The organism is Streptomyces calvus, from assembly GCF_006782915.1.
In the GTDB taxonomy this organism is placed as follows: domain Bacteria; phylum Actinomycetota; class Actinomycetes; order Streptomycetales; family Streptomycetaceae; genus Streptomyces; species Streptomyces calvus.
Map to the genome: position 1 here is coordinate 38939 of NZ_VCNP01000012.1, position 11883 is coordinate 50821.

An 11883-nucleotide genomic window follows, 5' to 3' on the forward strand; every position below is an offset into this window, starting at 1 on the left:
ACCGTCCTTCGTTTCCGGTTGGGCCGGGGCGGGCCGCCGGTCGTTTCCGCCGGCCGCCCCGGCGCTGCGCCGCCAACGTAGGACTCCCGTCGTCCCGGGCTCCTGGGGCCGCGGGCCCGAGAAGGTCCCGCCCTGTGCTCAGACGCCGAGTCCGGCGTCCCGGGCGCGCACCACGGCCGTCGCCCGGTCGCTCACCTGGAGCTTGGCGAAGACGTGCGAGACGTGGTTGCGCACGGTCTTCTCGGCCAGCACCAGTTCGCGGGCGATCCGCCGGTTGGTGTAGCCCCGGGCGATCAGGTCGAGTATCTGCCGCTCGCGCTCGGTGAGCTGCGGGAAGGCGGCACGGCTGGGCAGTTCGTGGACGGCGGAGAAGTAGCCGCTCAGTCGCGCGGCCACGGTGGGGCTGAAGACCGCGCCCTGCCCGGCGACGGTGCGCACGGCCCTGATGAGTTCGGTCCGGGGCGCCCCCTTGAGGAGATAGCCGTGCGCGCCCGCCCGGAGCGCCGCGACGACCATGTCGTCGTCATCGGTCACGGACATCATCAGCACGCGGGGGGCCTCGGCACCCGGGTGGTGGGCGGCCGTGATGGCGGGCAGCGCGGAGACACCCGACGAGCCCGGCATCTGGACGTCCATCAGGACCACGTCGGCGCGGACCCTTTCGTGCACGAGGGCCTGCACGGCTTCCTCGCCGCTGTCCGCCTCCCCGACCACCTCCATGTCCTCCACGTCCTCCAGCGCCAGCCGTACGCCCGCGCGGAACAGCGGATGATCGTCCACGAGGAAGACGCGTATGGTCATGTCTCGCTCCGCGGCAGCCTGGCGCGGACGAGGGTTCCGGGTGTGCCGTCGGGCCGCGGCAGCACCTCGCAGGTGCCTCCGGTGTCCTGGGCGCGCCGGGCCATGGACGCGAGCCCGATGCCGCGCCGGCGCCGGAGGGCCCCGGGGCGCGGCGGCCCGCTCCCGTCGTCGGTCACCTCGAGCGTCAGCCAGCCCTCGTGCTCGGTCAGCCGTACCTCGGCGGTCCGGGCCCGGGCGTGGCGCAGAACGTTCGTCAAAGCCTCCGAAGCGATGCGGTAGACGGCGAGTTCGGTGGCGAAGGACAGCCTGCGCGCCGTTTCGGGCTCCGGCAGATCGACGTGGACGTCGAGCTGTCCCGTGGCGCCCGCGCGGTGTGCAAGCCGGCGCAGGGCTCCGGGGAGTCCACCGCCGCCCTCCAGGTCCGGAGGTCGCAGGTCGTCGATGATGCGCCGGATGTCGTCCACGGTGCGCGCGGTTTCGGCCGCCGCGTCGAGGATGAGCTGCCGGGTTCCCGGCTGGGCGACCCGCTCGGCCGCGACATCCAGCCGGAGCCGGATGCCGGCGAGCGCCGGGCCGAGGCTGTCGTGCAGGTCGACCCGGAGGCGGCTGCGTTCGTCCTCGCGGGCTGCGACCAGTTGCTCCCCGAGCCCGCCGACGAACACGTCGCCGTGTCGCGCCAGACGCCAGTGCGGCAGGACTCCCCAGGCGTGTCCCACGAGGCCGAGGACACACAGGATGACGGACGCCCCGACGGCCAGGTCGAGGTCCGAGGGCCTGGGCAGCACTCCGAGCAGGCCGATGGCGGCGAGGCAGACCAGTGCCGCTGCCCCGCGCACCCGTAACGCGGAGGACGAGAATTCCTCCGCTCGATCGTCGTTGTGTCCGGTTCTCCACTCTTGAGACGTTCTCCCCCGATGCGTTCTCATGGCGCCCAAGTTAACTCGTTTCCGGTAAACCAGGGAGCCGGATTCCGGCCGCAACGGGGAAATCCGAGACGCTGTTTAACCGGGCCCGCGCACTTCGTGGACCCACTCCGGCGACTTCACCCTTCCGCAAACAAACCTCCACTAGCGGAAAGGCCGCTTCACCTTTCCGCACCCCTTGCCACCAGGCGTCTCCGGCTCGGAATACCGCCGCGCACCGCCGGTCGGTGTTCTCCTCCCGGTACGGGGAGATCGTCTCGTGTTCGATCTTTGCGCGCTGTCCCGACCGGTCGGCATGTTCGGCCGTTCACCGTCGAATGCCGCCCGGAACGGGCCGCGAAAACGCCGTTGCCGGGCACGGATCGAACTCGGCAATCGGCGCCGGGCGCGGTCGCCGTCGACCTGTCGGTCCGCGGTTTTGGCGGCACCGAAAGGCACCGGTCGCGGAAACGGAGGCGCGATCTCTGCGCGCTGCGACGGACCGCGCCACGGGCCGCGGACACGGCCGGACTCGGGAGGCGGATCGCGCCCGGCTCCCGTCGGGCCCCGCTGTCCGGCTTCCGTTCGGGCCCTGCTGTCCGGCTTCCGTTCGGGCCCTGCTGTCCGGCTTCCGTCAGAGTCTGCTGTCCGGCTTCGGTTCGGACCCTGCTGTCCGGCCGCGGCGGGTCTCGTCGGCCGCCGGGGCGAGGCCGGTTCCCGGGAAAGGCGTACAACCATGGGGGCAGTTGGTCGGTCTCTTCAGTGACCGCTCTGGTCGCATTTACGAGGAGACCGTCATTTCCGCCATACGCAAGACCTTCACCGCCACCGCCGTCGCCACCGTGGTCCTGGCCGGTTCCGCCGCCTGCGGCACGGTCGAGAACCTGTCCGCCGGTCAGAAGCTGGACCGGGCCTTCGAGAAACTCGGCAAGGAGCGTTCGCTCTCCTTCGAGCTGGACCTGGACGCCGACGCCGCGACGCTGAAGGCGATGGACGCCGGGGCAGAGCCCGGCGAGAGGATGCCCGACGAGGCCGCCGAACTGCTCAGTGACGCGCGGATCTCCGTTTCCGTGCAGTCCAGGAAGCCGCTCGAGAAGTCCGGCGAGAAGGACTTCAAGGCCATGGCGGTGAAGCTCAGCGGCCCGGACGGTGCCCTGTTCGAGTACCGGCTGGTCGGTGACTACACCTATGTCCGGGCCGACGTGGAGGCGGTCTCGAGGATCTCGGGCGGACCGGAGATGTCCGCGGACGAACTGCCCGACAGCGCCGGGGCGTTCAAGAAGCTCGTCGCCGGCGAGTGGCTCAAGATGAACACGAAGGAGATGGAGCGGACCGCCGGCTCGATCGCGGGCGGGCCGCCCCTCGGGGACGAGGACCCCTCCGCCGAGCCCACCCTCGACGCCAGGACCCAGAAGAAGATCACCAAGGCGCTGCGTCAGGTCATCGCCCGTGAGGTCGACTTCAGGACCTCCGGCGGCGACGACGGCACCGAGCACATCGAGGCCACCGCGCCCTTCCGTACGCTGCTGACCGAGCTGTTCGACGAGCTCCGTCCGCTGACGGAAGAGCTGCCGCCGGGCGCCGAGCTGCCGACGGCCAAGGACCTCGAGGACGCCCCGAACAAGAAGGTCACGGCCGACTTCACGCTGAAGAACGGCGATCTGACCGAGGTGTCCGTGGACCTGGCCGAGCTGGCGGAGAACACGAAGGTCAAGAAGTTCGCGGTCGTGCTGCGCCTGGGCAAGGGCGAGCAGGCCACGGCCCCGGCGGGCGCCACCGAGGTGCGGATCGACGAGCTGATGGAGGGCTTCATGGGAGGCGCCCCGGACGGCGCGTTCACCGAGGAGGACTTCGCGGAGGCCCCGCAGGGCTGACACCCGGCGCACCGGGCCGCCGGTCCGGCCCACCGGGACGGACCGGCGGCCTTCGTACGCACCCGCGGTCCGGCGACGACCGGGATCAGGAGCCCGGCGTCTTCCCGAGGCCGCTGCGGGAAAACCGGGTGCGTGCGGCCGTCGCCCCTGGCAGGCTCCGGCGATGCATCGTGAACAGATCTCCCGGCTCGCCCACGCCGATCATCCGATCGCCGCCCCGCTCGACGACGACTCCGTGCGCGCGTTGCTGGAACACGCCGTCCCGCGCGACGACGCGCGCGTCCTCGACCTCGGCTGCGGCACCGGCGAGTGGCTGCTGCGGGCCCTGGCCGCGCGTCCCGGCCTGCGGGCCGAGGGCGTCGACGTGTCCGAGGGCGCGCTGGAGCAGGCGCGTGCGGCCGCGCGCCGCCGCGGTCTCGGCGACCGTCTCGTCCTGCACCACGGGGACGCCGCGGACTTCGCCGCCGACCACGCCTTCGACCTGGTGATCAGCGTCGGGGCGGCGCACGCCTTCGGCGGTCCGGGCGCCACCCTCGCGGCGGCCCGCCGGCACCTGGCGCCCGGCGGACGGGTACTGGTCGGTGACGGGTACTGGGAGCGCGAGCCCTCCGCCGAGGCCGTCGCGATGCTCGGGGACCTCGCCGACCTGCCGACCACCGTGGACCGTGTCGTCGCGGACGGCTGGACGCCCGTCCACGGGCACATCAGCACCCGCCGGGAACTCGACGCCTACGAGTGGGCGTGGACCGGGTCGCTGGCCTCGTGGGCGCTGGACCACCCCGCGGATCCCGGCAGTTCGCAGGCGCTGGAGACGGCCGCGGCGCACCGCGACGAATGGCTGCGCGGCTACCGCGACGCGTTCGGCTTCGTCTGCCTGGTCCTGCGTTCGACCACCGGCTGAACCGGCCCGACCGGCTGACCGGCCCGACCGAGAGACCGGCCCGACCGGCACAACCCACGCGACCGACAGCCCCGCTGACCGGCTGAGCACGATGACGCCCGACCGGCTGAGCACGATGACCGGGCCGACCGGCTGACCGGCCCGACCGGCCCGACCGGCAGGCCCCGCAGACCTGCCCGCTGACCGGCGGAGCCCCGACCGGCCGACCGCCGTCGTGGACCTCTGCGGAGGCAGCCCGGCGGGCGTCCGCTCACGCCCGTACGCACCAGCAGCCGAATGCCCCCGGCCGTACGCACCGGCAGCCGGGACGCGGCGCAGTCATGCGCACCGACGCGGCACCCCACGGTCACCGCGTCACGTGCCCAGCAGGCTCTCCCCCGCCCGTCTTCTCCGCCGCGCCGGACGTCACCGCGTCCCAGTGGACGGTGCGGTCGCACCAGCGGTTGAGCAGGGTGCGGTCGTGGCCCACGGCCAGCAGGCCCGCGCCGGTGGACGCCCGGTAGTCCTCGACGACCGCGACCAGCGCCGCCGTGGTGGAGGCGTCCAGCATCGCGGTCATCTCGTCGCAGATCAGCCAGCGGGGGCGCAGCACCAGCGCGCGGGCGAGGCAGGCACGCTGGAGCTGGCCGTCGCTGACCTCGTGGGGGCGGCGGGTGAGCAGGTCGGTGGTCAGGCCGACGGTTCCGGCGAGTTCGGGGACACGGTCCCGTACGTCCTCGCGCCGGCCGGTGGCGCGCAGCGGTTCGGCGATCAGGTCGGCGAGGCGCAGCCGGGGATCGGCGGCCAGGCGGGGCTGCTGGAAGACGACGCCGAAGGCGGTGCGCAGGGCGCGCGGGGCGCGGTGGCGCCAGTGGCGTACGCGGGTGCCGTCGACCAGGAGGGTTCCGGCGTCGGGGCGGTGCAGGAGGGCGGCGACCTTGGCGAGGGTGGACTTGCCGCAGCCGCTGGGGCCGAGCAGGCCGACGGCCTCGCCGGGCGCGACGGTCAGGGAGGCGTCGCGTACGGCGGGGGCGCGGCGGTCGTAGCCGGCGGTGATGGCGCGCAGTTCAAGCACGGATGTCCTCCGTCGCGGCGGCACGGTCCGCGGGGGCCGGGTGGTGGCAGGCGACCGAGCCGGTGAAGGGCGGGAGTGCCGTGCAGGCGTCGGTGGCGCGCGGGCAGCGGGCGGCGAAGGCGCAGCCGTCGGGGAGGTCGCCGAGTTCGGGGGGCAGTCCGGGGATGGGGGTGAAGGCACGGTCGGGCAGTGCCTCCAGCAGGCCGCGGCTGTAGGGGTGGCGGGGGCCCGGGGTGCCGAAGAAGGCGGTCGCGTCGGCGAGTTCGACGATGCGGCCCGCGTACATGACCGCGACGCGGTCGGCGATGCGTTCGGCGGCCGCCAGGTCGTGGGTGATCATCAGCAGGGCCCGGTCGCCGTCGGTGTCGACGTGGCGGCGCAGTTCGTCGACGGTGCGGTCCACCAGGTCGCGGTCCAGGCCGGTGGTGGGTTCGTCGGCGAGCAGCAGGGGTGCGTCGCCGACCAGTGCGAGGGCGGTGGCGGCGCGCTGGGCGAGGCCGCCGGAGAGTTCGTGCGGGTACCGGTCGAGGTGGCCGGCCGGGAACTCGGCGCGGGCGGCCGCCTGTTCGGCGGCGGCGCGCAGCGCGGTGCGGCCCCGCACGCCGGTCAGTTCGGCGACCGTCTCCTCCAGTTGGGAGCGGATGGTGCGGACGGGGGTGAGGTGGGCGGCGGGGCTCTGCGGGACGAGTCCGATCCTGCGGCCGCGCACGGTGCGGGCCAGGGTGCGTTCGTCGGCGGTGAGCAGGTCGAGGTCGCCGAGCCGGGCCTGCCCGGCGGTGCGGGCGTTGGCCGGGAGCAGTCCGAGCAGCGCGGAGGCGAGGACGGACTTGCCGCAGCCGCTCTCGCCGATCAGGGCGAGGCACTCGCCGGGCGCCACGTCGAAGTGGGCGTCGGTGACGGCGGCGACGCGGCGCCCGCCGGGCATCAGGAAGCGCACGGACAGGCCGCGTACCGACAGGACGGGGGGTCGCTCGGTCACAGCATGAGCTCCGATCGGCGGCGGGGGTTGATCCGTTCCCGCCAGACCCCGGCGAGTCCGGCGACGGCGAGGGTGGGGACGATGAGGAAGATGCCGGGGAAGAGCGTCGGCCACCACTGCCCGGCGAGCAGGGACCCGCGGGCGCCCTGGATGAGCGTGCCGAGGCTGGCGGTGTGGGTGGGCAGGCCGAGGCCGAGGAAGGACAGCGCGGACTCGTGCCACATGGCGTGCGGCACCATCAGTACGGCGGCGAGGCCGGCCTGCGGCAGGACGGCGGGCAGCAGGTGCCGTACGGTCATCCGCCACCGGGAGGCGCCGCCGGAGACGGCCGCGTCGATGAACGGGCGGGAGCGCAGCGAGAGCACTTCGGCGCGCACGATGCGTGCGGTGGACAGCCAGTGGGTGAGCGCGACGGAGATCACCACGGGCCAGACGCCCGGGCGGAACATGGCCACGATGAAGACGCCGAGCAGCAGGTGCGGCACGGAGGAGAGGGTGTCGACCAGCCGCATGACGGCGCGGTCGGCCCAGCCGCCGAGCGCCCCGGCGGTGGCGCCGACGGCGGTGCCGATGACGGTGGCGGTGAGCGCGGCCACCACGCCGACGAGCAGGGAGACCCGCAGGCCGTACACGCAGCGCAGCAGCAGGTCGCGGCCGACGTCGTCGGTGCCGAACGGGTGGGCCCAGGTGGGTGGTCGGAGTTTGGCCGCGAGGTCGACGGCCTGCTGGTCGAGCTGGACCAGGGGCGGTACGAGGAGCACCGCGAGGACGGTCACGCCGACCAGGGCGGCGCTGACGCGCAGCCGGAGGGTGTGGGTGGAGCGGCGGGCGGTGCCGTGCGCGCGCCAGGCGGGTTCCGCCGCGGTGGTGCGCCTCTTCTCGACGGTGGTGTCAGCCATGCGGGTCACATCTCATTCAGCTTCACCCTCGGGTCGATCAGTCCGTACAGCAGGTCGGCGAGCAGGTTGCCGGCGAGGACGGCGGCGGTGGCCAGGGTGGCCAGTGCGGCGAGCAGCGGGAAGTCGACGGCGGTGGCCGCCTCGACGGTGGCCGCCGCGATCCCCGGCCAGCTGAACACGGTCTCCACCAGCAGGGCGCCGGTGATGAGTTCGGGGACGCGGGAGCCGATCAGGGTGAGGACGGGCAGCAGTCCGGAGCGCAGGGCGTGGCCGAGCAGGACGGTGCGTTCGCTCAGGCCGCGGGCCCTGGCCCCGCGCACCGGGTCCTCGGCGAGGGCGTCGCCGACGCCCTGGCGGACGTAGAGGACGAACCAGGGCAGTTGGGAGACGGCGAGGACGCCGGCGGGCAGCACGAGGTGGCTCGCCACCTGGCCGGCGGTGACGTGGTCGCTGCCGGTGTCGGTGAGGCCGCCGGCCGGGAGGACGTCGAGGTTGAGGGCGAACAGCCAGATGGCGAGCAGCGCGATCCAGAAGACCGGCGCCGCCTCCAGGGAGTACGCGAGGGAGGTGACGGTGCGGTCGAGGGGTGAGCCGGGGCGGCGGGCGGCGAGGACGCCGAGCACGGTGCCGAGGAGGACGGCGACGGCGAACGCGACGGCGCACAGCAGCGCCGACCACGCCAGGCGTTCGCCGATGACCTCGGCCACGGGCTGGCGCATCACGGTGGACTGTCCGAGGTCACCGCCGAGTGCGGAGGTCAGCCAGTCCCACCAGCGGGCGGTGAACGGGCGGTCCACACCGAGGTTGTCGCGCAGCCGGTCCAGGGTCTCCTGGTCGGCGCCGAGCGCGGCGGTGCCGGCGTAGGCCTTCACGGGGTCGAAGGGGGAGGCGGCGGCGACGGCGAACACGCCGAAGGTGACGACGAGGAGGACGGGCACGGCGACCAGGGCCCGCCGTGCCGTCAGCCGTGCCATCGCGCCCCAGGGCGGGGACGTCATGCGCGGGGCTGCCAGTCCTCGACGTTCCACCAGGGGCCGCTGGCGAAGCCGTGCTCGTGCGGTTCGGTCTGCGTGGTCAGGCCCTGCCAGCGGTCGGCGAGGACGTACAGGTGGTCGATGTGGGTGAGGAATGTGTAGCCGGGGTTCTTCACGAGGGCGCGCTGGAGGTCGTCGTAGGCGGCCTTGCGGTCCGCGGTGTCCTGGGCGCGGCGGCCGGTGTCGAGGGCCTTGTCGACGGCCGGGTCGTCGTAGTGGGCCATGTTGTTGAAGCCGTCGCCGGCGAGGGAGGAGTGCAGCAGGGTGTAGAGGCCGAAGTCGGGGTCGCCGGTGCTGCCGAAGCCGGCGAGGACGGCGTCGTGCTTCATCCGGGGTTCGATGACCTCCCAGGTGGCGCTCTCCACCCGGACGTCGATGCCGGCCTTCTTGGCGTCGGAGGCGTAGGCGAGGGCGTGGTCCTGGCGGACCTTGTCGCCGGAGGGGTAGTAGAGGGTGAAGCGGGCGGGCCGGCCGTCCTTGGCGCGGATGCCGTTCGCGCCGGGCTTCCAGCCGGCCGCGTCGAGGATCTTCCCGGCCTCGGTGAGGTTCTGCGGGCGTTCGACGTCCTTGGCGAACCAGGGGTCGTCGAGGGGCAGCGGCCCGTAGGCGGGGCGGCCGGCGCCGTCGAGGATCTTGTCGACCATGGCGTCGCGGTCGACGGCGAGGTCGAGGGCGCGGCGGATCGCGGTGTCGCCGGTGACCGGGTTGCCGGTGGGCAGGGTGACGGCGCGGAAGTCGTACGACGTCGCCCGGTAGGTCTTCTTGTCGTCGTCGCTCTTGAAGGTGGCGGCGAGGTTGGGCGGCAGGGTCGCGCCGTCGAGGTCGCCGGAGCGCAGCCGGGTGGCGCGGACGTCGTCGTCGGCGATGATCGCCATGGTGAGCTTTTTCACCTTCGGCGCGCCACCCCAGTAGTCCGGGTTCGCCTTGAACGTCAGCTTTTCGCCCTTGCTCCAGCCGGTGAGGACGTACGGTCCGGTGCCGATGGGCTCGGTGTTGAAGGAGCCGGTGTTGGGGTCCTGGTCGCCGGCGACGTGCTCGGGGACGACGGGCAGGACCGTGCGGGCGGCGAAGGCGGCGTAGGGGTGGTCGAGGGTGAAGACGACCTTGTCGTCGCCGTCGGCCCGCACGCTCTTGATGACGTCGAGTTCGCTCTTGGCGGTGTTGTTGGTCTTCTCGTCCAGCACGGTGCGGTACGTGAAGACGACGTCGTCGGCGGTGAGCGGCTCGCCGTCGCTGAACTTCACGCCTTCGCGCAGGGTGTACGTGTAGGTGCGGCCGCCGTCCGTGACCTCGGGGAGGGCCTTGGCCAGCGCGGGCTTCAGGCCCATCTCGGCGTCCCGGGCGAGGAGGCCGTCGAAGATCTTGGAGTTGCCGTCCTTGCCGTAGCCGAGGAGCGGGCTGAGGGTGTCGGGTTCGGTGGGGACGCCGATCACGACCGCATCGGTGGCGGCGCCGCCGTCCGCGCCACCGCCGCCGGGTGCCGAGCAGGCGGCCGCCGCTCCGGCCAGGACCACCGCGGCGGCGGCACCCCGTATACGTCGGGTCGTCATCGGACCTCACTTCCTGTTGCCTGGAAATCGTTGTTGCATATTAAATGCAGCAAGGCTCTACCCACGGCGGGTACCCTCCAGTCCACCGCTTCGAAGGCCGGTGCCCTCCGTGTCAAGTGCGCAGGTGTGCGCCGGGGTGCGAGCCGCCGGGCGCCGTCCGCGCGCCCCTGAGGCCCGCTTGTCACCGGGCCGGAACGCGCACTACTGTCGCCACGCCTTGGTGACGGGAAATCGGTGCGACACCGGTGCGGCCCTCGCCACTGTGATCGGGAAGTCCGGCTCCAGTCCTCACGGACGGCCACTGGGTCCTCGCGGACCCGGGAAGGCGGAGCACGGGCGGTGGTACCCGTCAGCCAGGAGACCGGCCAAGGCGCGTCAACCATCCACGAGGTGCTGGAGAGGGTCCGCCGAGCCATGCACATAGCCGAGGGTTTCCTGCCACCGGTGCACGCGGTCGCCTGGGGCGTCGCGTCGGCGCCGTTCGTCGTCCACGGCGCCCGGTCGCTCATCCGTGACGTGAGAGAACACCCCGAGAGCACGCTGCTGCTCGGCGCCTCGGGAGCGTTCACGTTCGTGCTGTCCGCGCTGAAACTGCCGTCCGTCACCGGAAGTTGCTCCCACCCCACCGGCACGGGACTCGGCGCGATCCTGTTCCGGCCGCCGGTCATGGCGGTGCTGGGCACCATCACCCTGCTCTTCCAGGCGCTGCTGCTCGCCCACGGCGGGCTGACCACCCTGGGCGCCAACGTCTTCTCCATGGCGATCGCCGGGCCGTGGGCCGGATACGGCGTGTACCGGCTGCTGCGCCGGTACGACGTGCCGCTGATGGCCGCCGTGTTCTGCGGCGCGTTCGTCGCCGACCTGGCGACCTACTGCGTGACGAGCGTGCAGCTGGCGCTCGCCTTCCCCGACCCCGGCAGCGGATTCCTGGGCGCGCTCGGCACGTTCGGGTCCGTCTTCGCCGTCACGCAGATCCCGCTCGCGGTGAGCGAGGGCCTGCTGACCGTGCTGGTGATGCGCATGCTGGTGCAGTCGAGCACGGGCGAACTGACCCGGCTCGGGGTGCTGGTGGCCTCGGCGGCGGGACGGAAGCCGACGGACACGACCGGGGCGGTGGGCCGATGAGCCGCAACGCGAAGATCAACACGCTGCTGCTGGTCCTCGTGGCCGCGCTCGCGGTGCTGCCGCTCGCGCTCGGGCTCGGCGACCACAAGGAGGAGCCGTTCGCGGGCGCCGACGCCGAGGCGGAGACGGCGATCACCGAGATCGACCCGGACTACGAGCCGTGGTTCTCGCCGCTGTACGAACCGCCGTCCGGCGAGATCGAGTCGGCACTGTTCGCCCTCCAGGCGGCGATCGGCGCGGGCGTCCTCGCGTACTACTTCGGGGTGCGCCGCGGACGCCGCCAGGGCGAGGAGCGGGCACGGGCCCGCCTGACGGCGGAGACGGACGCCGGGCCGGGGTCCGGGGCCGGGACGGACGCCATGGCCGGGACGGACACCGAGACCGGCACCGGAGCCGGGGCGGACGCCCGCACCGGCACCTGGGCAGGAACCGACTCCCGGACCGGGACCGAAACCGAAACGGGCACCGGGACCGAGGACGGAGCGGGCACCGGGACCGAGGACGGAGCGGAAGCGGACGCAGAAGCCGAAGCGGACGCCGAAGCGGCAGCGCACGCCGAAGCGGAAGCGGACGCCGAAGCCGGAGCGCACGCCGAAGCGGCACCGGACGCCGAAGCCGAAGCGGACACCGAAGCCGAAGCGCACGCCGGAGCGGAAGCGGGCTCCGGGGCGGCAGCGGGCTCCGGGGACGCCGCCGGTGACGGCGCCGGTGCCGCCGTCGGCGGGCGCGGCGACGGTGTGTCCCCGCGGCGGGGCTGAGGCTCC

11 protein-coding genes and 1 riboswitch are annotated in these 11883 nt (G+C 73.3%); of the genes, 4 read left to right on the top strand and 7 right to left on the bottom strand.

The features are described 5' to 3' along the window. Positions 1-138: 138 nt before the first annotated feature. Positions 139-801: a response regulator gene (locus FGW31_RS07020; RefSeq protein ID WP_142192493.1), complete on the bottom strand. Its 663-nt coding sequence runs from the start codon at positions 799-801 to the stop codon at positions 139-141. After that, positions 798-1637 carry a sensor histidine kinase gene (locus tag FGW31_RS07025; RefSeq protein WP_142192494.1) on the bottom strand — a complete coding sequence of 280 codons (840 nt, stop codon included), beginning with the start codon at positions 1635-1637 and terminating at the stop codon, positions 798-800. The genes FGW31_RS07020 and FGW31_RS07025 overlap by 4 nt, the downstream gene beginning before the upstream one ends. Positions 1638-2449: 812 nt before the next feature. Between FGW31_RS07025 and FGW31_RS07030 the strand changes: the two genes are divergently transcribed. Together FGW31_RS07030 and FGW31_RS07035 are read left to right on the top strand one after the other, a co-directional pair. Then, complete coding sequence (locus tag FGW31_RS07030) at positions 2450-3577, top strand: hypothetical protein (protein ID WP_220510652.1); 1128 nt, start codon at positions 2450-2452, stop codon at positions 3575-3577. A 163-nt stretch (positions 3578-3740) separates the two neighbouring features. After that, positions 3741-4478, top strand: a complete 738-nt coding sequence (locus FGW31_RS07035; protein ID WP_142192495.1) for an SAM-dependent methyltransferase — start codon at positions 3741-3743, stop codon at positions 4476-4478. A gap of 346 nt (positions 4479-4824) precedes the next feature. On the opposite strand, the gene FGW31_RS07040 is transcribed toward FGW31_RS07035, so the two are convergent. The 5 genes from FGW31_RS07040 to FGW31_RS07060 are packed head-to-tail and all read right to left on the bottom strand — an operon-like array spanning position 4825 to position 9994. Continuing rightward, a complete protein-coding gene (locus FGW31_RS07040) occupies positions 4825-5532 on the bottom strand; it encodes an ABC transporter ATP-binding protein (RefSeq protein WP_142192496.1) in 708 nt (235 codons plus the stop codon). Further along, positions 5525-6511, bottom strand: a complete 987-nt coding sequence (locus tag FGW31_RS07045; protein ID WP_142192497.1) for an ABC transporter ATP-binding protein — start codon at positions 6509-6511, stop codon at positions 5525-5527. The genes FGW31_RS07040 and FGW31_RS07045 overlap by 8 nt, the downstream gene beginning before the upstream one ends. Next, the gene (locus FGW31_RS07050) at positions 6508-7410 is read right to left on the bottom strand and encodes an ABC transporter permease (RefSeq protein ID WP_142192498.1); all 903 of its coding nucleotides are present in this window, start codon (positions 7408-7410) and stop codon (positions 6508-6510) included. Before FGW31_RS07050 ends, FGW31_RS07045 begins: the two co-directional genes overlap by 4 nt. A gap of 5 nt (positions 7411-7415) precedes the next feature. Beyond that, positions 7416-8384: an ABC transporter permease gene (locus tag FGW31_RS07055; protein WP_142192516.1), complete on the bottom strand. Its 969-nt coding sequence runs from the start codon at positions 8382-8384 to the stop codon at positions 7416-7418. 20 nt (positions 8385-8404) lie between these two features. Then, complete coding sequence (locus FGW31_RS07060) at positions 8405-9994, bottom strand: ABC transporter substrate-binding protein (protein ID WP_142192499.1); 1590 nt, start codon at positions 9992-9994, stop codon at positions 8405-8407. Positions 9995-10195: 201 nt separating this feature from the next. Next, positions 10196-10378, top strand: a riboswitch (cobalamin riboswitch). A gap of 30 nt (positions 10379-10408) precedes the next feature. Between FGW31_RS07060 and FGW31_RS07065 the strand changes: the two genes are divergently transcribed. Both FGW31_RS07065 and FGW31_RS35555 read left to right on the top strand, forming a co-directional pair. Beyond that, entirely contained in the window at positions 10409-11119 is a 711-nt protein-coding gene (locus FGW31_RS07065) for an energy-coupling factor ABC transporter permease (RefSeq protein WP_142192500.1), read from the top strand. Continuing rightward, complete coding sequence (locus FGW31_RS35555) at positions 11116-11877, top strand: energy-coupling factor ABC transporter substrate-binding protein (protein ID WP_233452420.1); 762 nt, start codon at positions 11116-11118, stop codon at positions 11875-11877. The genes FGW31_RS07065 and FGW31_RS35555 overlap by 4 nt, the downstream gene beginning before the upstream one ends. Positions 11878-11883 lie beyond the last annotated feature (6 nt).